This window comes from Nitrobacter sp. (assembly GCF_051535215.1).
GTDB lineage: Bacteria > Pseudomonadota > Alphaproteobacteria > Rhizobiales > Xanthobacteraceae > Nitrobacter.
On record NZ_JBPPLY010000003.1, the window covers coordinates 1 to 19,544 of the forward strand.

Below are 19,544 nucleotides of genomic sequence, written 5' to 3' on the forward strand. Positions count from 1 at the left end.
ACTGAGGGTATAGCCTCAAAGTGACCTACTTCATGCCTCTCACACCGGGCCAACTCCAAGCCACACCACCATAATGAGCGGGCGACAGCGACATAAAGCGAAGGGCATGAGGCTGGGTGCATGAAGCTGTCGCATGAGGTGATGATGGTGAGCAGCGAGCGAACCCTATGCCTTCGGCTGTCTCCACGTGACGCCGCTGAGGTGGTCGATAGGTGCAGATAGTCGCGCCACGGCATCCGCCAACGGCTTGATGGAGAACCCCGCGCCATAGCCTCTGCCGACGCTCCCTCTGTTGGCGTGGCCGGTGAGGGCATCATGCATTTCCTCGCTGATTCCAGCATCGCGCGTCATGCGCTTGAAGGTATGTCGAAACGAGTGAAACACTTTGGAGTCATCCGCAATGCCGCATTCATCGCGCATGTAGCGGTTGATCCATTTGGACCACGCGGCGGACCTCGTTCGGTCTCCCGTAGACCTCACGTCAGGCCACAAGGCATTCTCAGGGTTAGCAGCGCGTGCAACTATCCATGAGCGGTATTTGAGGAGGCCAATGCGGACTAGCTCAGGGTGAACGGGAACGCGGCGCACGGATGATTTGGTTTTGGTGCTGCGGCCACCACTGCGGTCGATGTCAAAGAACCAAACGTTACCATCATCTTCATCTTGCCTGAGGTCGCATATCCGCAATTGTGCAATCTCATTCAGGCGCATTCCTGCGAACAAGGCTATAAGCGGAAACCAAAAGGCGGCTTCTCCACCACCACCATCCGTGCGCCAGTTCTCGGCATAGACAGGTGACGTGAAGATTGCCGCCAGGTCCGTCTTGGTGAACCATCCTCGCGAGGTTCGCGCGGCTTCATCCACCTCAAACTTGATGTCTTTGCCAAACGGATTGGCGAAGGTTGAAGACACGTCATCAAGCAATCCCGCTTTGGCAGCCCTTGAGACAATAGCGCCAAGGACTTGGAGCATCTTGTTGATGGTGGTCGCGTGGCGCAGCGGTAGTCCCGAGAGGTCACGTTCCAAGAGCTTCGGAAGTGGCAGCTTGCGGAGTTTGGCAGGAAGCCGTGTAGGCACCTTGGCTATGGCATCGCGAAACTCTCGCGCCTTTCCCCGCGTGATGTCCGCAAGGTGCATATCGCCGTGCAATTCCTTGAAGTACCGGACGACGTGTTCGGCTTCAATGATCGTGTTAGCTCCGGGCTTCCGCGCTCCTCGCGCCTTACCGCCACCGGATTTCCACACCTTGAAGGCTTCTGAGAGAAGAGGCCCGCGCGATGCCGCAATGGCAGGCGATGATGTTGGGACATCCTCACCGCGCTGGCGCTTCTCCATGTCGTCATAGGCCCGGACATGCGCCCTCAGGACTTCAAGAGCGACGGCCTGAAACTCGGGAGAGGACTTGTCGTAAGAGGTACCACGCCGCTTTAGCTCAATGGCCGTCTCCGCAGAGACAATCGTCGGGTCACGTCGAGCGTAGGCTGCACGGTATTCCCGCGCGAGGTCGGCAACCTCCGAGCCATAGACCTCCGCATGGTCCAACTCCATGCCCACCGCTGGCGACGGCCGGACGGGCACAAGGTCAGGCCAATCATTGTCACGGCCCCGAGGGTCATGCATATAGCGCCGGTCATCACCCTCAATCCGCTCCGCCTCATCGTCCGCCAACAATTGCCGATAGACCGCCTCGCCAATTTCCTGTGGGTCAACCGGGGAGGTCGATGACGTTGGCGGGGATTGCAGCGCAGCCACCGCATTCTCGGTGAGGTCGATCCACCACGATGCCAACCGGTGAGCCTTACGTTGGCGTTGGCGCAGTCCTTTGTGTCGAGTGACCGCACATATTCACGCTTGAAGCATCCCGCCTTGGAGTTGATGAGGTCGGGGAATTGCCCCCGCATATGCGCCGGGACTGCCTTGCCAGCCAATGCTTGCGGCATTCGCCTGCGAAACTCATAGACCCCGGAACGTCGTCGCTGGATGTAGCTCATCACCGCCATCTGTGGACCACCCTTGTGGGCTACGTTTGTGTAGCAGGGCGGCTTCCCTAAGCTCATGATCGCTCAGAGATTTCAGCTTTTCAATGGCTTAGATTAGAGCTGGCGCTCCCTAGCGGAATCGAACCGCTCTCTCCACCGTGAAAGGGTGGCGTCCTAACCGATAGACGAAGGGAGCTGAACTTTTCAGCGATGAATCGCGCCGTCGTTTCAGTCTCAAATCCGCTGTGATAATGCCGTTTAATCAATATCCTGCATCGGACTGATCATACGGCGTCTCCGGTCAGCAAGTGAACCTGACCGGCGGCAGCGGCGGAACGTATAGTGGCGTTTGCCCGGAGGGGCAAGCATTCTCCCGATGCAAGCCCCAAGCGGCGCGGGGCCTCGCTTGGGCCGCAAAACGATGCAAAAGAGGTCTTGGGCGAGGTCAAGCGCCCCTCATGGAAGCTGACATGATATGGCGATCGTTGCGCGGAATGCTCGTGGTGCTGACGGTCGCTGGTGCGCCCGCCTGGGCGCAGACACGCGGTACGCCTAATTCCGGTCGCGATATCAAGATCGGGACCAAACAGGCACCCTCAGCGCGAAAATCCTGTCCGGAATATGGACCGGGCTTTGTCAGGCTTAAAGGCGCGTCGACTTGCGTGCGGGTCGGTGGAGGCATCAGCATGGATGGCGGCATCGGCCGCTGACGCAACGCTGCGCTCTGAGAGCGGCGGGTAAAGGAGGAACGTAAAAAGGCCTCGCTGAAGCGAGGCCCTTGTTGAGGCTGGATGCGGTCGTCAACGACCGAAGAACAGCCACAAAAGAATGATCACCGGTATCGGCACGCCAAGCAGCCAAAGCAAAATTCCACGTCCCATTCTGCTCTCCTCGAAAGTCGATATTTGCAAGGTGAACATCGTGCGAGCGGAATCGTTCCGCCGCTCAGTGCTTTGCAGAGAAAGGAAGCGGCGGCCTCCGGTGGTCTCACCAATGACCCGTGTTCGGCATCGAACTCCACGGCTCGGCCGGTGGCCGGGCCTCGCCCTTCTGTAACAGCTCGATCGAATGCCGATCCGGCGAGCGGACAAACGCCATCTGGCCGTCGCGGGGCGGCCGATTGATCGTAACCCCGAGCTTCATCAGGCGCTCGCACGTGGCATAGATGTCGTCGACCTCATAGGCGAGATGACCGAAATAGCGGTCCTCGCCGTAGGTCTCCTCGTCCCAATTGTAGGTCAGTTCGACCAGCGGCGCGCCGCGTCCCCGTGACTCTTTAACGAGGTTCTCGTCCTGCGGCGCGCAAAGGAACACCAGCGTGAATTTCGCCTTCTCGTTGTCGACGCGACGAACTTCCTTCAGCCCGAGCGCATCGCGATAAAATTTCAGTGCGGTATCGAGATTGCGCACGCGCAACATGGTGTGAAGGTAACGCATGTTCCGTGTCTCCTGCCGACAATAATTTTGCTTTGGACGGCAGCGCCGGCGATCCAGTCGCGACTTCGGACCAACGGCGGATTCCGGCTGCCGATAGCAACAAAGCTGCGTGGGGCGTGACCTGCAAGACCGATTTTCGCGCGGGAAAGAATAATTTCGACCGCGGACGCGGGGCGGCGAAATCATTCTACGAACGACAACCCGCAAGGTTATTTTCATCGCGGGGCCGGCAGGGCTGTGCGGGTCGGATTTCTGATAGTCTTTTTCGCTCGTTAGTTTTTATTCCTCGCGCGTTCCGCGTCGACGAGTTTCCTTCAATAAATCAAGAACCTCTCTAAGAATTCCGCTGACCGGTTCCCGGAATGGCACAAACCAGTTCACGTGGACTGGTTCCTGCCGCTTTGCTTCCTGAAACCAAACCTTGGGGACCCGCGTTGTTTGCCGGTACCTCGCAGGAGGATAGAGCATGAAAAAGACGGCGATCATGATTGCGACAGCGGCGACGATCGGTACTGCCGTTGCACCAGCGCCGGCTCAGGCCTATCGCATGGGGCCCGGCCTTGGCGTGGGTCTTGCCATCGGCGCATTGGCTGCCGGGGCGGCGGCCAGTTCCTATTATTATGGGCCTTACGGATATTACGGCGGTTATTATAGGCCGCGTTATTACCGGCCATATTATGGACCGGCGTATTACGGTGGATGGTCTCCGGCCTACTCTTATTACCGCGGACCGCCGGCCTATTACGGTGCGGCACCCGTCTATTACGGTGCGTCGTACGCCTATCGACCGGGTCCCTACTGGCACCGCCGCTGGCATCGCCCGTATCGCTATTGGTGATGCGCCGAAATCCCCGAGGTTGATACCTCGGGGACGAGCATCATTCAGTCGGAGCGACGTCCGTCGGCTGTGGAAGGTCCAGCGCTCGATTTATTCGGGCGCGGATCGAGGTGTAGTACTCCTCGCGCTGCCGCTGGAGCCTGATTTGATGCGCCTTGAAGTTGGCCACGCGCCGTGTGATTTCGGCGCGCTCTGATCCTTGCCTGTTACCCGTCGGATTTGTCTCTCGCGGCCTGTTATCTCGCTCATGCATTACGCTCAAGCCTCCTGCATCTGCGCCCTATCTGGAACGATTTCAACGACGAAGACCTCGCGTTTCAATCGAATGTAATTGCGGAGACGCTGTTCGCTCCTACAATGCATGAGGCCTATTATGCGCTACGTCCTCGGTGATCGTGACGAGAAAATCCGGCGCAAAGGTGCTTATCCTCAACAAGCAGCTATTCGACGGCTGATTGTCCCATCCTGCGCGACATCAACGACACAGAAATACTTAATCAGCATCGGGACGACAGAAATGATTCGCGCATGTGCAAGGCTGTTCATAGCGTCAGGTCAAATTATTTTTTGTCTTGCGACGTCAACCATAGTGTTATCTTTTGATTCGTAAGATTCGCGCGGCTATATTCATTTGGGAATAACGGTGATAAATCCAGATGGTAGCCGTAGTGTCGTAGTAGATGTGTGGGGTCCTGGGCATGGGGTCGGACGGATTTGAATCCAGGAAGTTTGGAAGTCCGACGGTGAGCGATCACCTTGGATCGAAGGACTTTTCTGGAACCACGGATCGCGAGTCAGGGGTCGGTCCGTTTACGGGACTTGGAGAATCCCCTGCAAACATCGTCGAGATCAGTGGCGTCATCAAATGGTTTGACGCTTCAAAAGGCTACGGGTTCATCGTCCCTGACAACGGCTGGCCGGACGTGCTCCTGCATGTCACCGTGCTGCGCCGCGACGGCTACCAGACGGCCTATGAGGGATCGCGTCTGGTCTGCGAATGCGTGCAGCGGGCGAAGGGCTATCAAGCGTTCCGGATCACGTCCATGGACGAGTCCACGGCTATTCACCCCGCACAGATGCTGCCGCCGCGGACTCATGTCAGCGTGACGCCGACCAGCGGTCTGGAGCGGGCGCAGGTGAAATGGTTCAATCGGCTGCGCGGGTTCGGATTCTTGACCTGCGGCGACGGAACTCCCGATATCTTCGTCCACATGGAAACGCTGCGACGCTTCGGCATGACGGAGCTTCGGCCGGGACAGTTCGTCCTGGTCCGGTTCGGGCCGGGTTCCAAGGGAATGATGGCGGCGGAAGTTCAACCGGAATCCGGCGCCCCTGGTCTTTCTTCGCACTGAGCCGGCGAACGGCAGGCACCGAAGGTGGCCAGCGTGCCGATTTCGATCGGCTTGCGGCGGTACCTTCCGGAAATCGTGTTTTGCCGCCGTCGAGGCAGACCGCTACAGGTCTCCCGTGGGCCGGTGATGCCATTTCCGGCTGCTGCGAATATACTTTCCCCTGACAGGTTGCCCCGATGATGCGCATGCGGAAGGTCGGTCTTGAGCGGCTGCATCTCGGTCTATGGATTGCGCTGCTCTCGTGGATCGGCATCGTTGCGCCACATGTTGACGGTGCCCGCGCCGCCGAATTCCAGACATTGGAAATCGCAACCCGCGCCGGCGTGAGAATGTTTTCGGTAGAGATGGCGACGACCGAGCAAGAAAAAGAAAAGGGGCTGATGTATCGGAAGCATTTGCCGGACGGGCAGGGGATGCTGTTCGATTTTTCTCCGGCCCAGCAGGTGTCGATGTGGATGAAGAACACCTACATTTCGCTCGACATGATTTTCATCTCTCCCGACGGCCGTGTTCTCCGGATTGCGGAGAACACCGAGCCGCTTTCGACCCGTATCATTGCCTCGGGCGGCCTGGCAAAAGGTGTGCTGGAGGTGATTGCGGGGACCGCGAAAAAGTACGGCATCGCGCCTGGCGACCGGGTCTCGCACCCGCTCTTTAACGGCCATTGAGACGTTTTCGACCAAACCACGTTCGGCTACCCGGGGGCAGCACCGCCCACGCAGAGAAGAAAACGTGTCTATTTAACGTAATAGGGCGGTGCTCCGCTTCCACTGGAAGCGGAAAGGCTCTGGTCGGCTTGCTGGGCCAGCCGGAAGCATGTAACGACATCGTTTCCCAGCGGATCGGGGTATAGCGCAGCCTGGTAGCGCGGCAGTTTTGGGTACTGCAGGTCGTTGGTTCGAATCCAGCTGCCCCGACCATTTCGTTATTATATAATAATATCAATTAGTTATACGGTATATGCGCTGCACAAATTGTTGCAATCCGTAACAGTTAATCGGGGCAGTTTTCCGTAATTTTTGCCAGAAATTTCGTTCAACCCCGTTGCAATTCGCGAAATTATATTTCAAACTGGTGCAAATTCGAATTGCGCGGCGATCTCCGAGAGAGTGTGAGACGGCCCGCAGCGCCCAAATAGGGCGGTGACCATTCCGAGAGAGTGCGAATGGTCCGGCGAAAAGCTGGACCCTCTTGCGTCTCAAATTCGGAATGTCGTTCAAATCTCGCTTCAAATCCTTCCTAGGTCTCGAAACCAAATCATCCGGCACCGCAAACCCGGAGCCTTGGCTTTTCGATCTATTCGGCGGACAACCGGCCTTAGCTGGCGTCAACGTCAATGCCCGAACGGCGATGGAATGTTCGGCGGTCAATTGCGCCGTCCGCGTCATATCCGAGAGTATCGGCCAAATTCCCGTCCGTATCCTTCGGGTCGGCCCCGACGGCTCCAAAACCCCCGCGCCAGATCATCCTCTCAACGCGATGCTCAGCAGCGCGCCGAATGACTTTCAGGTCGCCTCGCGCTTCCGGGAATTGGTAACAAGGGATGCACTCCTACACCCAGGCGGTTTTGCCTCAATCGGCCGCAACTCCGAAGGCAACCCGGTTGAGCTTGTTCGCTTCGATCCCGACTACCAGCCCATCAGCGTCGATTGGAGCAATGTTGAGCCGGTCTATACGCTCGGCGCGGGGACAGATGCTCGCGAGATTCAGCGCAAAGATATCATCCATATTCCGTCACCGGCTCTTAGTCCGCGCGGCCTGATTCACGAAGGCCGTCAGCCGATCGGTTTGGCTATAGCTCTTGAGCAATTCGCCGCTAGATTTTTTGGTCGGGGCGCTCGCCCCAGCGGAATCATCAAGGTCAAGCCTGCGACGGCGAACGGCGTTGTTACGGTCGATGCGCTCAACAAGGTTCGCACGGCTTGGAACGCCGCTCACGGCGGCGGCAACAGCGGCGGGACGGCTGTTCTTCCGGCAGACGCGGATTGGGTTTCGGTCACTCTGTCTGCGGTCGATGCCCAATACAACGAGCAGCGCCAGTATGCGATTGCGGAAATCGCTCGGCTGTTCCGTGTGCCCGTTCACATGCTTTTCCAAATGGATCGGGCGACTTGGTCGAACGTTGCCGAAATGGGCCAAGAGTTCGTTACGTATTCGCTGCTTAACTGGATCACCCGCTGGCAGGACGAATTGAGCCTCAAGCTCCTGTCTCCGGAAGATCGCAGCAAGTTCTGTATCGAGTTCGATTTTGAGAACTTTCTGCAAGTGGATTTTGACAAGCGCGTTGAGGCTTACAGCAAAGCAATCGCAGCGCGCGTGATGAATCCAAACGAGTCCCGCTCGCGGCTCGGCCTTCCGCGTTACGAAGGCGGCGACGAATTCATTAATCCCGCGATCCAGACGGCGAACCTCACATGACCCTTAGAATTGTTCACCTTCACGGACATCTGAAAAAGACGTTCGGTCCTTCATTCAAGTTTGACGTGCAAACGGCGGGTGAAGCATTGCGCGCTTTGAACTGCGCATTTCCCGGCAAGTTAATTGATGCGCTGAAGACCGGCTCTTACAAGATCGTCCGTGGTGACAAGCGCAACGGAACGGCCTTTGATCTTGATTTGGTCAACAAGTTCAATCTTGGCCGCGCCGATCTGCACATCATTCCGGTTGCCAAGGGCGCTGCGAACAACAGCAAGGGCGTGGTTAAGACCATCCTTGGCGTTGCTTTGATCGGCGGCGCGATCTTCATGTCGGGGGGCACGCTGGCCGCGCCGCTATCGCAGCTTGGCACCGCCGTTACCCTTGGCGGAACAAGTCTTGGTTTCACATGGGGCAGCATCGCGGCCGTTGGCCTTGGCATCACGTTAGCCGGTGTTTCGACGCTGATGTCAAACCCCGCTGCCTCGAAGGCCGGTGAAAAGACCGATTCCTACGCCATCAGCGGCCCGACGAATACGGGCCGGCAGGGCTCGGCCATTCCGCTTCCCTACGGCGAATGCATTGTTGGCTCGATCGGTGTTTCGTTCGACGCCGATATCGAGGACATCGGCGCTTATCAAGGCGTCAGTGACCCGCTTTTTGACGGCACTAAGTCTGTATTTCCGGCCGGGAGCTATTGATGAGCGACCTTGCCCATACTGCGTTCTTTGGTGACGCCGAATATACGTTCCGGCTCACACCCGCATTGATCCTTGAACTTGAACAGAAGTGCGGCGCTGTCGGCGCAATTTGCCATCGCGTGTTCAACCGGCAGTTTTCACAAGCCGACGTGTCCGAAACGATCCGTCTCGCTTTGATCGGCGGCGGCACGACGCCTAAGCGAGCCGCTGAGCTTATCGCAGCTTATGTCGTGGATCGTCCGCTTGCGGAAACCTATCCGCTGGCCGCGAAGGTTCTGGAACGCCGCTGGTTCGGCGCACCCCATGAGGCCGTCAATGGATAAGCTCGAAATCAAAGCAACCCTCAACGTCAGTGACGCTGGCGAGATCACCGGCAATGCGTGGCCGTTCGGATCGGCGGATAGCGTCGGTGACATCGTAACGAAAGGCGCGATCAATGTTGCCGTGTCCGATTTGCCTATCCTGTTTTCGCACGATCCATCCGACTTGATCGGCACATGGGACGAAGTGAAGCAAACCGACGACGGCCTTATCGTAAAGGGCAAGCTCCATATGGATCGCCCGCGCGCGCGTTCGGTTCTCGCAATGGTCAAGGGCGGTTTGGTTTCCGGCTTGTCCATCGGCTTCAAGACGAAAGCGTCCACTAAGCAGGGTCGCAATCGCATCATTAGCGCTCTGGACCTCTTCGAAGTTTCCATCGTTCGCAACCCCTCGCACCCGCGAGCGCAAATCACCAGCGCGAAATCTCTCAACTCGGCTCAGGCGATCGCCGCAGCCATTTTACGGGCTGCGGCCCATTTCAAAGGAAGTAACTGAATGAATTCCTCTCTCGCTCTCGAATTGAAGGACGGCAATGACGCTGATCCGGCTGAGACCGTCACCAAGGCGCTGGACGAACTGAAAACGTCCGTTGATGCTCGCTTGAAAGATATCGAGACCAAGTCCGCGAACGATAACAAGCTGGCGGATCGGCTCGATAAGCTCGAAGCGAAGTTGAATCGACCGGGCGTCCGGCATGACAACGATAACGAGCCGGAAGAGACCAAGGCTGCTAAGGCGGCGTTCGGGACGTATCTGCGGAACGGTAAGCAGGGCGTTAGTCCGCTCGAACTGAAAAGCCTGATCGTTTCCGGCGACCCGCAGGGCGGCTATCTGGCTCCGGCAGAGTTTTCGAGCGAGTTCATCCGCGACCTTCTGCAATATTCTCCGATCCGTGGCCTTGCCAGCGTGCGGCAAACGGCGTTGTCCAGCGTGATCTATCCGAGCCGCACCGGTCGCAGCGATGCCAAGTGGACCGGCGAAGCACAAGCGCAAGGGACCGGCGAGCCGACATTCGGGCAAGTCGAGATCGCGCCGAAGGAAATCACGACCTACATCGACATTTCGAACCAGCTTCTGGCTGACAGTGCCGGCGCTGCGGAAGCCGAAGTTCGGATGGCGCTTTCGGAAGACTTCGGCCTCAAGGAAGGAACAGCCTTCCTTAAGGGCGCTGGTCCGTTGCAGCCGGAAGGCGTTCTGACCAACGCGAACGTTACGGTGAAGGCGACCGGCAACGCTTCGACGTTGGGCACGTCTCCCGCCGATCTGCTGATCGATGTCATGTATGACCTTCCGACGCCGTATCGGGGCAACGCCACTTGGCTGATGAACAGCCGGACGCTTGCCGCTATGCGCAAGTTGAAGGACGGACAGGGCAACTACCTTTGGCAGCCCAGCTATCAGGTAGGCCAGCCCGAGACAATCCTTGGCCGTCCGGTCGTCGAATGTCCCGACATGGACGACGTTGGCGCGGGCACCGTGCCGATCTTGTTCGGCGACTTCGCCACGGCATATCGCATCATCGACCGCTTGGCGCTGTCCATCATGGTCAACCCGTATCTGCTGGCGACCAATAGCACGACCCGCATTCACGCAACCCGCCGTGTTGGCGGTGGCGTGGTGCAGGCTGCTGCGCTTCGCAAGATCAAGTGCGCAGTGTAGCGGATGACGCAAGTCGACCTTTGGGAGACTCGGGAGCGAAGCCACGATAGTTTGGTCTATCGGCACTTCGCTATCACCCCGTCAGATACGGAAGACCTTCCGATCCGACCGCGCGGCATCTTCTGTCTAGCGGATGGCAACGTTGTCATCCGCGATGAGACCGGAACAGACATCACTTATCCCATGAGCGCTGGGCAATCGTTCGGCTTTAGAGCCGTTCGTATTTTGGCAACAGGCACGACGGCAACAGTCGTCGGCTGGCATTAAAAAGGAAAACTACTTCTATGCGTGATATCGCTTCGAACATCGGCACCGTCCTGGCTCTTGCGCCAGCGGTGCAGACCGCGACCGTCAAGGGCGTTGCGGTCGATACGACCGGATTTGGCTCGGCTGCAATCGTCATCAATACCGGTGCGATTGCTGGCTCCGGAAACTTCACGGCCAAGCTGCAAGAGTCTGACACCTCGACGGACGGCGACTTTGCGGACGTGGCAGCGTCCGACCTCGTTGGCGAGCTTCCGGCCGCTCTGGCAGCGTCCAGCGTCTACAAGCAGTCCTACATCGGTCATAAGCAGTATGTCCGCGTTGTTCTCACGTTGAACAGCGGCACATCGATTGCAGCCGGTGCGATTGCCGTTCTCGGTAACGCTTCCGTTCGTCCGGTGGCGTAATGACAATGCAGCGGCTCGCAGACGAAACGAAGATCACCGTAGGGAGCAAGACGTTCACCTTGCGCCCGACGTTGCGGGCCGCTGTCCGTCTTCACAGGGATTATGATGGCCTACAAAACCTCTATGCCGCTCTTGGTAGTGGCAGTGTTTCTGCTTCTCTTGGTCTATCAGCGCCGCTTGCGCCGATCCTCGCCTAGCTGTTTTGCTGGCGTATGAGAGCGACCAGCACGGTCTTGCCAACAGCATCTGGTCCATTCGGGAACAGCTACAGGCATTCGTCCTTAAGCTGTCCGGTCATGATGATGCAGATGGCGAACCGGCAGCGACCGGCAAGCTGATGCCCTATGACGAATATTTCGCGACCTTGTTCCGCATTGCCACCGGCTGGCTTGGCTGGCCTCCGAACGTCGCATGGGAGGCCACACCGGCAGAGATCATCGAAGCCAAGAAAGGCCGCATCGAACTTCTGCGGGAGATCTTTGGCGGCAAAGACGATGAAACAGTCGATGCCCTCAACGGCAAGATTGATTCCGCAACGCGCGCTAAGCTCGATGCGATCGGCAACCTAGCCAACGTGCAGGTGCCGTGATGCCGTCTCGCCCTCCGAAAGTTTGCTCTTGCGGCAAGATCGTTCCCGCGAACGTCGTTTGCCTTTGCGTCCAGCGTCGGAAAGCCGAAGCTGATAAGCGTCGTCCGGCTGCATCCCAGCGCGGCTATGACCACGAATGGCAAAAGGCTGCATCGGCCTATCTGGCTGAGCCTGCGAACCAATACTGCGAATGCGGCGCACCCGCGACGCTTGTTCGGCATGTCATCAGTATCAGGCAACGTCCCGATCTTCGCATGGTTCGTTCTAACTGGAAGCCAGGTTGTCGACGCTGCAATGCGCGGGACACCATCAATGAGGCTCGCAATGCGTAGGACAGAGCGAGAATACCAAGGAACAGAGCGAATGCCATTTAAGAAGGGTTTGACGACGCTCACGCATGACGGCGTGACGCTTCCATTAGTTGAATGGGCCAAGCGGACAGGCCAGTCGGATGCTTGTCTGCGTGCTCGCATTAAGTTGGGATGGCCGATCGCAGATGCATTGTATAGGCCGCGCACTGGTCGCGGCCAACCTGCTTTCTCTGAGAGGGAAAAGCGCCAAGCAGAACGCTTGAACGTCGCTTTCAATAAGCTGATCCATGATGTGGACCATGCCCTCAGAACATTCCAGCTTCGCATGAAAGCAACACTTAAAGAGCCGATCTGGGACCGGGGGAGGCGGCAGACTTCTCAGAAAGTCGTTCTGACCGTATGTCCCCCTCAACGCAAGACAGCATCTAATTAGGTTTTTCACATGCTCACGCTAGACGACGCCAAGGCGCATCTAAACGTTACTTTCGACACAGATGACGCCCTGATTACGGCGAAACTGGCTGCTGCGAGCGATTGGGTTGCGTCCTATACCGGCGCGGAAATTACAGACAGCACCCCAAAGGCTGTGAACGAAGCCATTTTGCAGCTTACGGCGCATCTATACGCGAACCGGGAAGCGACCCTCGTGGGAGTCGTAGGGCAGTCGCTGCCCATGGGTTTCCTCGATCTGCTGGAACCGTTCCGGGCGTGGTGTTTCTGATGCCTGAACCGTCGCTCGCCTTACAGAAAGTCATTGCCGATCGCTTGCTCGGCAATGATCATGGACACCATCGGACCGGACGGCATTCTTGATACTATCGGACGGCCGGAGCGTGAACGCTGCATCCTGATCGGACAATCGCAAGCGGTCTATCGCGGCGAGATTGCGACCGTCTATTCCACCTTGCATGTGTGGATTAAGGAACCCGGCTTGCGACTTGCAAAGGAAGTTGTCGGTGCGGTTGTAGACGCCGTCAGTTTGATGCCCAGATCGCGCGGCAGTATATCGATGCCGACGACTTCACGATTGCCGATATCAGCGTAAACGACACCCGGTTTATTGCTGATCCCGATCAATGGAGCCATGGCATCGTGAATGTGCAAGCGATCATGCGGGAGGTTGCTTGATGCGAGCCGGAAACCTTGACCGCGTGATCGTCATTGAAGCGGCGACCGTTACCTATGACGAATACCGCACACCGGTCGCATCATGGGCACCGGTTGTTAGCCTTCGCGCCCAGCTTATCATGCGGTCCCTTGATGACCGGCAAGGGCAACACGCCGTCACCGACAGCACCGCAACCTTTCGGGCTTATTTCTATCCCGGCATCACCCTTGAGCATCGTGTCGTATTCGAGGGGCAAACCTTTAAAATCACCGCAATCAAGGAAATCGGTCGCCGCGTCGGGCTCGATATAATGTGTGAGCGGGTAGGGCAGTGACGCGCGGCGTGAAACCCCAAGTCATCAAACCGCAGTCACCGGTTGAGATCGGCAATCCGCCGTCTTGGCTCGGCAAAGAGGGCAAGCGGGAATGGCGACGGATCGCACCGATCCTCAACGAGCGCATGACGATCACGACCGGCGATCTTGGCATTCTGGAAAGCTACTGCACTGCCATCGGCACCATGCGGGAGGCGCAAAGGCTCTTGAACCGTGACGGCCTGGTGCTCAATGGCAAGAAACACCCGGCCATCGGCACCTTGAATGCGGCCCAGACGACCGCGCGCCTTGCTGCGAATGAGCTTGGTTTAACGCCGGTAAGCCGATCCCGGCCCGCAATCCGTGACACCGGCGACGATGACGACGGGGATAATCCCCTTGCCGTCTAAGCCTGCCAGCACCTTCCCGGAATGGATTTATGACGGCTCCGAGATTCCCGACCCGTTCGGCTATGGCAAGCGGGCGGTGACCTTCCTGCGCCGTCTTAAACATCCCAAGTCCACCCTGCCGAAGCGGGCATTCCAGCTTGATCCGTGGCAAGAGAGGATCGTTCGGCGCATCTATGGTCCGCGCAATCCTGACGGCTCCCGGATCGTCAGCGTTGTCGTGATCTTGGTCCCGCGTGGGAATAGAAAGACATCGCTCTCGGCAGCGCTGGCGTTGCTCCACACCATCGGCCCGGAATTGGTGCCGGGTGGTGAAGCGATCTTCGCCGCGTCCGACCGAAAGCAGGCTGGCATCGCCTTCAAAGAAGCGCGTGGCATCATTCATGCCGATCCGAAGCACCTTGTTCCGGTCACCAAGGTCTATGACGCCTTCAATTCCGCCAAACGCATCGCCTATCCGCGCGAAGGATCGGAGCTAGAGGTTGTTTCGTCGGATGCGCCGGGGCAGGAAGGGCGGACGCCCGCGTTCGTGCTTGCCGACGAAATCCACGTCTGGCGCGGCGCTGATCTCTGGAAGGTGCTGACCAACGGGCTCGACAAGACGGACAATAGCCTTCTAGTCGTCGCGACGACAGCGGGCAGGGGTCAGGACAACATTGCCCATGAGGTAATCGAGCGCGCCCGCAAGATCGCGCGCGGTGAAGTGATCGATCCGACTTGGCTTCCAGTTCTATTCGAGGCCGATCCGGCTGTGACTACACCAGTGAAGACGTTTGGCGGCGCGTCAATCCCGGTAGCGCTCACGGCTATCCGTCGCTCAAGGGTTTCCGGCGGCATGTCGCCCGCGCCAAGGACAGCCCAACCGAACGCGACAGCCTGAAGCAATACAAGCTCAATATATGGCTGGATCACTCCACGTCGCCGTTTGTGGACATGGCGACCTATGATCGCGGCTCCGATCCGATTGACGTGCAGGCATTGCGGGGCGCGCCGTGTTGGATCGGCGTCGACATGAGCAAAACGACCGACCTAAGCGCCGTGGTCGCGTGTTTCCGAGGTGAGGATGACAGCTACATCGTGTTGCCGATGTTCTTCTGCCCTGCAGAGGATATCCGCAAACGTGGCGACCTAGACGGCGTCGACTATGTGTCGTGGTCGAAAGAGGGCTTCCTGACGGCAACACCCGGTAACGTGATCGATAACAAGGCCGTCGCGAACTATATCCGCGACCTTAACGATCGCTATGACGTTCGCGAGATCGCCTTCGACATCGCTTACGCACAGGCCGTCATGTCGCCTTTAGCAGATGAAGACCTGCCCGTCGTCACGGTCAGACAGGGTTGGGTCACGCAATCTCCGGCGCTCAACGAATTAGAGCGGGCCATCGTCGGCGGCAAATTCCGCCACGGCGGGCATCCGGTGTTGCGCTGGTGTTTTTCGAACGTTGCGATCCATACAGACAGCGCCGGCAATCGCGTCATGCACAAGGGCAAGTCTACCGATCGAATAGACGGAGCCGTTGCTACCTGGATGGCCGTTTCCCGCGCCGCTGCCGGTGGCGAGCAACGATCCGTCTATGACGATCCGAATTTCAGCGTTGAGGACTGGGTTTGAGCGACGATAACCAAGACCTCCAAGCATACCTCGAAAGCCTGCCCGACAAATTGACGGCTGAACTTGCCGACGTGATCCGTGAGCAGGCGGAAGCTCTGTCCGATGCCCAGCGCGCCGCATTGCAGGCGCTGGAGCAGTCGCCGGAAGAGACCGGCGACCTCGAAGTATCGTGCGTCGTCGTGCCGGGTAGTAGTCCGCTCGAATATGCCGTGCAGGCGGGAGGGGACTTGACGACTAAAGAAGTCCGGGAAGGCAGTGGCGTCGACTACGATTACGCGCTCGCTTTCGAATTCGGAACTTCGCGGCAATCGGCGCGGCCGTTCTTTTGGTCGACCTACCAAGCCCGTAAAGATGAGATCCAGCAAGCGATCGATGAAGCAGCGAACGAGGTAATCAAGTGATTGACGAATGCGCCCGCACCGTGAAGTGGGGCGAGACGGAATATAGCCTGACCCTGAATCACCCTTGGGTCCGCAATGTCCTGAGCTACCGGGGCATTCCCGGCGACAACGGATCGTCCCTTGCATCGGTCATGAACCGATTTGAGACCGGCAGCTATTCGCTTGAAGATGTGGAGCGCGTCCTAGAGCTTGGCCTGATCGGCGCTGGCATGTCCGAACGGGAGGCTGATGCGCTCTTGAATCAGCATGTCCGCACCAAGCCGATTGTCGACAATGTGGGCGTTGCCGCTGGCCTCCTGGTTGCGCTGTTTATGGGGGCATCCCGTGCCGACGCCGCAGCTTAATATCCCGATCCGCGTCACCGGAACAGACGACTTCAAGCGGAAGATGAACGAAACGTCGTCGCTGGTTCGCGCGACGACTCTTACCGTAACGAAGCAAGTCATCGCCATGAACGCGGGCTGGCTGGCTTCGCAGGGCGTTGCCGGCGGCGCAGCGCTCGCCTTTGGTCGGGTGCTTGGCGTCTTGGGACCGATCGCACTCGGAATTACTGCCGTAAGCGATGCGTTCAAGCTCATGGGTTACGCGGTCGATCTAGCTAAAAAGAAGGTAGCAGAGTGGAACGACATCGCCGATAAGGCCAATGCTTCCGGCTTCTCGACTGAGTTCTTCCAGCGCATTACGAAATCCAGCGGCGAGGCGCGCGACAAAATCGCGGACCTATCTGCGGCCCTCGTGCAGTTCAATAACGCCAGCGCTCCGAAATTAGGCGGTAGCGACCTTGAGAAGCGGATCAACGAGCTAAAGGACGCGGGCAACCTGACCGGCAACACCGGTATTGCGGCGCTCGCGAGCGCAACCAACGCGGAGACCCGGCTTCGGGCTGTTGTCTCTCTGATCAACCAGATGATGGAACACGGCGAGCGACTTGCCGCGCTGGACCTTGTCGGGCGGGCATTTGGACCGCAGATCACCAACGCCCTGCGGTCTGACAGCGGCTATCTGGATCGGATGCTCGCCAGCGCCGACGCGATCAACAAGGCTCAGATCATTTCGTCGGAAGACATCGGCCGCGCCGTTGAGCTGAAAGAGCGGATGGAAGCCGCCCAGAAGATTCTCGCTGAGAAGTGGAAGCCGATTCAGGACGACCTCGCCAGCGCGGGTATGAACTACCATGAGTCTTGGGTATCGATCACAGAAGACCTTGCCGCAGCGGTCGGCTACGCCACTCAACTCTATTCGGCCCTTAAACAGGTGCCCGACTGGTTCGCTAATCGTATCGGCGGCGCTTCAATCTGGACCTCCCTGGCGAACGCCACCGGTGCGATGGGGTTGAACTCCACTCCCGAGGCCATGGGGCTTACGGAGGATAGTGGGCAATTCTCGGCCAATGCGAAACTTCGGGCCGCGCTACAGAATCACGCCAACGTCGCCAAGGGAATGAGGGAGGCGACAGACGTTCAGTCCGCCGTTCGTGGCGACACGTCTAAGAATCCGGTTGCCGACAAGGCGGCGGAAAAGGATCAATTCGACCGCGCAACGGAAGCCCTCGAAAAGCACACCGCGAAGATGCAGGCCGATGCTCAGGCCGTGGGGCTTAGTTCGTCGGCTGTTGAGCAATTGCGGGCCAAGGCTCAGCTTCTGACCGCCGCACAACAGGCGGGCTTGCCGGTCAATGACGCCTTGATCGCGAAGATCAATCAATTGGCGAAGGCGGCGGGCGAGGCGGGCGACAATCTCGCTAAGGCCAAAGTCGCTAGCGAGATCAAGTTTGATCGTCAGACCTCGTTGTTATCTCCGGAAGATGCAGCGATTGCTGAAAAGCTGAAAGGCATTTACGGCAGCGATGTTCCGGCTGCGCTCGCGAGTTCGGAAGCGGCGGCGATGCGTTTCAACGAGGCACTCAAGCAAACGTCCAGCACGATCAGCAGTAGCCTTGTGACCGGCCTTGCCGACATGCTCGATGGCACTAAATCGGTCGGACAAGGATTCTCTGACCTCGCCAAGACGGTTGTTCGGTCGATTGAAGAAATGGTCATCAAGATGACCATCGTTCAACCGATCATGCGCCGATCGTTGGCACGGACGGCCCTGCCCCGACGATCCCGCCGTCGGTCTTTCAAGGAGTATCGAGCCGTGCCGTTGCAAAGCCGACCCGATATTAGTCAGTATAGCAGTTTCGACGAACTTTTACTGACTCTCTTGAATCTTTTTTCAAAGATCAGCGCGCGAGTTGCTCAAGCGTCAATGCTCGTCTAAGATTCCAAATTGAAATGAAAGACGCCGCTGTCGGCAAAACAGCGGCGTCTAAGAAAGGAGATCGCATGAGCCGCGATCACGACTTAGAATATAGACGAACCGAATCTGAATTGCACGCCTTTCTTAAGCGTGCTGTTGGAATTTATTCGGACGACCAGCCTGCAAACGACGCACTGGACGCGCTGATAGACGAAGATCAAATCGCGCGAAGTAGGCAGGCGGAAATCGATCAACTGCTGAGCGAGTTTGACGACGATCCAGTCGAAGCGTCGTCCGACGATGAGCAGGATCATCTACAGCCGGCACCAGCCATATGTGCTGCACCTAGCGCCACACCGGATAAACGGGCGGCTCTCTCCGAACGTAACGAAATGATCCGCAACGCGCGGGCGGAGAAGAAGCGCAGATATACTCGCAATCGCGTTCGCCTGCACCGCGCGAGATCATCCGTAACGAGCTACGCCACGCTCGTCGCCAAGCTCCGGAAGGCCACGGCGAATCCGCGCGGCGATAAACTACTGGAGCAGTTACGCGGCAAAGAGCAGGCGCTCGCCATGTTCTGCTATGTGGCGAGCGTCGTGAGAGCCAAGTCCGGACCTATATCCGCAGCCGACCTTGCGGCGAATTATGAACGGGTGACTGGTGACAAGATCACCCGGCTACAGGTGGATCGAAACCGGAAGCGGATCGTGAGATTACAGGCTCAAGGCGGACCTTGGCATAGCCTGTGATCACTGAAAGCCCATGTAACGCTGTCTAAAAAGCTATTTTATTTCAATAGGTTACAAATACAGGGTGATACAAGATTCGGAGCAGGGTGATACAAAACCAGCCGGAGCTTGTATCACCCTGATTCGAGTAAGCCATTGATAGAAAAGCTCTTTTCGAATTCCGGCGATGTAACGTTTCTATGTATGTGGGTGTTTGGGTGTTTAAGAGAGTGGGAGCGTTACCAAAAAAAGCCGAAGCTCGCGGCCTCCCGCGCTTCGCGCGGTCGTTGCGCTCCAAGGCAAGAGCCTCGCTTCGCTCGGCCGGGCGCTTCGCGCCCAGCTTTTTGATAACTCTCGGCCGGAGAATCATCCTGTTTGAATGAATAGGATACCCTCCGGATGCGCCCGGCTGCGCCGGGCTTTCCCACCGGAGTAAAGAACCAGATCGGATGATCTCGC

The 19,544-nt window shown here is 58.0% G+C and carries 23 protein-coding genes, 2 tRNA genes and 2 pseudogenes; 23 read left to right on the plus strand and 4 right to left on the minus strand.

From position 1 onward, the window contains the following. Positions 1-165: 165 nt before the first annotated feature. The 3 genes and pseudogenes from ACS3WB_RS04445 to ACS3WB_RS04455 all read right to left on the minus strand — a co-directional run bounded on the left by ACS3WB_RS04445 (position 166) and on the right by ACS3WB_RS04455 (position 2,175). A complete protein-coding gene (locus ACS3WB_RS04445) occupies positions 166-1,788 on the minus strand; it encodes a tyrosine-type recombinase/integrase (protein ID WP_438274369.1) in 1,623 nt (540 codons plus the stop codon). A 17-nt stretch (positions 1,789-1,805) separates the two neighbouring features. After that, positions 1,806-2,057, minus strand: a pseudogene (locus ACS3WB_RS04450) (DUF6538 domain-containing protein); the annotation flags it as partial. Positions 2,058-2,100: 43 nt separating this feature from the next. Then, a tRNA-Glu gene (locus ACS3WB_RS04455) sits at positions 2,101-2,175 on the minus strand. A 274-nt stretch (positions 2,176-2,449) separates the two neighbouring features. On the opposite strand from ACS3WB_RS04455, the gene ACS3WB_RS04460 reads away from it, so the two are divergent. Then, positions 2,450-2,689, plus strand: coding sequence for a hypothetical protein (locus ACS3WB_RS04460; RefSeq protein WP_438274370.1), 240 nt, complete (start codon positions 2,450-2,452; stop codon positions 2,687-2,689). Positions 2,690-2,966: 277 nt separating this feature from the next. Here the strand turns inward: ACS3WB_RS04460 and ACS3WB_RS04465 are convergent, their stop codons facing one another. Further along, positions 2,967-3,416 (minus strand): VOC family protein, encoded by a 450-nt coding sequence (locus ACS3WB_RS04465; protein WP_438274371.1) that lies wholly within the window; start codon positions 3,414-3,416, stop codon positions 2,967-2,969. 466 nt (positions 3,417-3,882) lie between these two features. Here ACS3WB_RS04465 and ACS3WB_RS04470 point away from each other — a divergent pair, with 466 nt between their 5' ends. The 22 genes and pseudogenes from ACS3WB_RS04470 to ACS3WB_RS04575 all read left to right on the plus strand — a co-directional run bounded on the left by ACS3WB_RS04470 (position 3,883) and on the right by ACS3WB_RS04575 (position 19,106). Then, complete coding sequence (locus ACS3WB_RS04470) at positions 3,883-4,254, plus strand: hypothetical protein (RefSeq protein ID WP_438274372.1); 372 nt, start codon at positions 3,883-3,885, stop codon at positions 4,252-4,254. Between the two features lie 698 nt (positions 4,255-4,952). Next, entirely contained in the window at positions 4,953-5,606 is a 654-nt protein-coding gene (locus ACS3WB_RS04475; RefSeq protein WP_438274373.1) for a cold-shock protein, read from the plus strand. A 176-nt stretch (positions 5,607-5,782) separates the two neighbouring features. Continuing rightward, on the plus strand, positions 5,783-6,274 hold the full coding sequence (locus ACS3WB_RS04480; protein ID WP_438274374.1) for a DUF192 domain-containing protein: 492 nt from the start codon (positions 5,783-5,785) through the stop codon (positions 6,272-6,274). A 175-nt stretch (positions 6,275-6,449) separates the two neighbouring features. Then, positions 6,450-6,526: transfer RNA gene (locus ACS3WB_RS04485), tRNA-Pro, on the plus strand. A gap of 271 nt (positions 6,527-6,797) precedes the next feature. Further along, on the plus strand, positions 6,798-8,024 hold the full coding sequence (locus ACS3WB_RS04490) for a phage portal protein (RefSeq protein WP_438274375.1): 1,227 nt from the start codon (positions 6,798-6,800) through the stop codon (positions 8,022-8,024). After that, positions 8,021-8,722, plus strand: coding sequence for a hypothetical protein (locus ACS3WB_RS04495; RefSeq protein WP_438274376.1), 702 nt, complete (start codon positions 8,021-8,023; stop codon positions 8,720-8,722). The genes ACS3WB_RS04490 and ACS3WB_RS04495 overlap by 4 nt, the downstream gene beginning before the upstream one ends. Then, a complete protein-coding gene (locus ACS3WB_RS04500; protein ID WP_438274377.1) occupies positions 8,722-9,045 on the plus strand; it encodes a gene transfer agent family protein in 324 nt (107 codons plus the stop codon). The genes ACS3WB_RS04495 and ACS3WB_RS04500 overlap by 1 nt, the downstream gene beginning before the upstream one ends. Next, positions 9,038-9,538 (plus strand): HK97 family phage prohead protease, encoded by a 501-nt coding sequence (locus tag ACS3WB_RS04505; protein WP_438274378.1) that lies wholly within the window; start codon positions 9,038-9,040, stop codon positions 9,536-9,538. The genes ACS3WB_RS04500 and ACS3WB_RS04505 overlap by 8 nt, the downstream gene beginning before the upstream one ends. Further along, positions 9,539-10,702: a phage major capsid protein gene (locus tag ACS3WB_RS04510; RefSeq protein WP_438274379.1), complete on the plus strand. Its 1,164-nt coding sequence runs from the start codon at positions 9,539-9,541 to the stop codon at positions 10,700-10,702. A gap of 3 nt (positions 10,703-10,705) precedes the next feature. Then, positions 10,706-10,969 (plus strand): spike base protein, RCAP_Rcc01079 family, encoded by a 264-nt coding sequence (locus ACS3WB_RS04515; protein ID WP_438274380.1) that lies wholly within the window; start codon positions 10,706-10,708, stop codon positions 10,967-10,969. A 17-nt stretch (positions 10,970-10,986) separates the two neighbouring features. After that, on the plus strand, positions 10,987-11,373 hold the full coding sequence (locus ACS3WB_RS04520; RefSeq protein WP_438274381.1) for a hypothetical protein: 387 nt from the start codon (positions 10,987-10,989) through the stop codon (positions 11,371-11,373). A 202-nt stretch (positions 11,374-11,575) separates the two neighbouring features. Beyond that, on the plus strand, positions 11,576-11,962 hold the full coding sequence (locus ACS3WB_RS04525; RefSeq protein WP_438274382.1) for a hypothetical protein: 387 nt from the start codon (positions 11,576-11,578) through the stop codon (positions 11,960-11,962). A 753-nt stretch (positions 11,963-12,715) separates the two neighbouring features. After that, positions 12,716-12,994, plus strand: a complete 279-nt coding sequence (locus tag ACS3WB_RS04530) for a head-tail connector protein (protein ID WP_438274383.1) — start codon at positions 12,716-12,718, stop codon at positions 12,992-12,994. Between the two features lie 60 nt (positions 12,995-13,054). Further along, the gene (locus ACS3WB_RS04535; protein ID WP_438274384.1) at positions 13,055-13,318 is read left to right on the plus strand and encodes a DUF3168 domain-containing protein; all 264 of its coding nucleotides are present in this window, start codon (positions 13,055-13,057) and stop codon (positions 13,316-13,318) included. Between the two features lie 82 nt (positions 13,319-13,400). After that, on the plus strand, positions 13,401-13,715 hold the full coding sequence (locus ACS3WB_RS04540) for a head-tail adaptor protein (protein ID WP_438274385.1): 315 nt from the start codon (positions 13,401-13,403) through the stop codon (positions 13,713-13,715). Next, positions 13,712-14,104 (plus strand): phage terminase small subunit P27 family, encoded by a 393-nt coding sequence (locus ACS3WB_RS04545; protein WP_438274386.1) that lies wholly within the window; start codon positions 13,712-13,714, stop codon positions 14,102-14,104. The genes ACS3WB_RS04540 and ACS3WB_RS04545 overlap by 4 nt, the downstream gene beginning before the upstream one ends. Continuing rightward, positions 14,073-14,711, plus strand: a pseudogene (locus ACS3WB_RS04550) (terminase large subunit domain-containing protein); the annotation flags it as partial. The gene ACS3WB_RS04545 and the pseudogene ACS3WB_RS04550, both read left to right, overlap by 32 nt. Positions 14,712-14,818: 107 nt before the next feature. After that, entirely contained in the window at positions 14,819-15,715 is an 897-nt protein-coding gene (locus tag ACS3WB_RS04555) for a terminase TerL endonuclease subunit (protein ID WP_438274387.1), read from the plus strand. Then, the gene (locus tag ACS3WB_RS04560; protein WP_438274388.1) at positions 15,712-16,116 is read left to right on the plus strand and encodes an HK97-gp10 family putative phage morphogenesis protein; all 405 of its coding nucleotides are present in this window, start codon (positions 15,712-15,714) and stop codon (positions 16,114-16,116) included. The genes ACS3WB_RS04555 and ACS3WB_RS04560 overlap by 4 nt, the downstream gene beginning before the upstream one ends. Then, positions 16,113-16,460 carry a gene transfer agent family protein gene (locus ACS3WB_RS04565; RefSeq protein WP_438274389.1) on the plus strand — a complete coding sequence of 116 codons (348 nt, stop codon included), beginning with the start codon at positions 16,113-16,115 and terminating at the stop codon, positions 16,458-16,460. The genes ACS3WB_RS04560 and ACS3WB_RS04565 overlap by 4 nt, the downstream gene beginning before the upstream one ends. Further along, complete coding sequence (locus ACS3WB_RS04570) at positions 16,441-18,375, plus strand: hypothetical protein (RefSeq protein ID WP_438274390.1); 1,935 nt, start codon at positions 16,441-16,443, stop codon at positions 18,373-18,375. The genes ACS3WB_RS04565 and ACS3WB_RS04570 overlap by 20 nt, the downstream gene beginning before the upstream one ends. 65 nt (positions 18,376-18,440) lie before the next feature. Then, positions 18,441-19,106: a hypothetical protein gene (locus tag ACS3WB_RS04575; RefSeq protein ID WP_438274391.1), complete on the plus strand. Its 666-nt coding sequence runs from the start codon at positions 18,441-18,443 to the stop codon at positions 19,104-19,106. Positions 19,107-19,544 lie beyond the last annotated feature (438 nt).

Bases quoted from the DNA above. Each gene is read 5' to 3' on its own strand.
- ACS3WB_RS04475 (WP_438274373.1), top strand. From the start codon at position 4,953: ATGGGGTCGGACGGATTTGAATCCAGGAAGTTTGGAAGTCCGACGGTG.
- ACS3WB_RS04500 (WP_438274377.1), top strand. From the start codon at position 8,722: ATGAGCGACCTTGCCCATACTGCGTTCTTTGGTGACGCCGAATATACG.
- ACS3WB_RS04535 (WP_438274384.1), top strand. From the start codon at position 13,055: ATGGACACCATCGGACCGGACGGCATTCTTGATACTATCGGACGGCCG.
- ACS3WB_RS04540 (WP_438274385.1), top strand. From the start codon at position 13,401: ATGCGAGCCGGAAACCTTGACCGCGTGATCGTCATTGAAGCGGCGACC.
- ACS3WB_RS04530 (WP_438274383.1), top strand. From the start codon at position 12,716: ATGCTCACGCTAGACGACGCCAAGGCGCATCTAAACGTTACTTTCGAC.
- ACS3WB_RS04515 (WP_438274380.1), top strand. From the start codon at position 10,706: ATGACGCAAGTCGACCTTTGGGAGACTCGGGAGCGAAGCCACGATAGT.
- ACS3WB_RS04495 (WP_438274376.1), top strand. From the start codon at position 8,021: ATGACCCTTAGAATTGTTCACCTTCACGGACATCTGAAAAAGACGTTC.
- ACS3WB_RS04520 (WP_438274381.1), top strand. From the start codon at position 10,987: ATGCGTGATATCGCTTCGAACATCGGCACCGTCCTGGCTCTTGCGCCA.
- ACS3WB_RS04460 (WP_438274370.1), top strand. From the start codon at position 2,450: ATGATATGGCGATCGTTGCGCGGAATGCTCGTGGTGCTGACGGTCGCT.
- ACS3WB_RS04575 (WP_438274391.1), top strand. From the start codon at position 18,441: ATGAGCCGCGATCACGACTTAGAATATAGACGAACCGAATCTGAATTG.
- ACS3WB_RS04465 (WP_438274371.1), bottom strand. From the start codon at position 3,416: ATGCGTTACCTTCACACCATGTTGCGCGTGCGCAATCTCGATACCGCA.
- ACS3WB_RS04470 (WP_438274372.1), top strand. From the start codon at position 3,883: ATGAAAAAGACGGCGATCATGATTGCGACAGCGGCGACGATCGGTACT.
- ACS3WB_RS04505 (WP_438274378.1), top strand. From the start codon at position 9,038: ATGGATAAGCTCGAAATCAAAGCAACCCTCAACGTCAGTGACGCTGGC.
- ACS3WB_RS04480 (WP_438274374.1), top strand. From the start codon at position 5,783: ATGATGCGCATGCGGAAGGTCGGTCTTGAGCGGCTGCATCTCGGTCTA.
- ACS3WB_RS04510 (WP_438274379.1), top strand. From the start codon at position 9,539: ATGAATTCCTCTCTCGCTCTCGAATTGAAGGACGGCAATGACGCTGAT.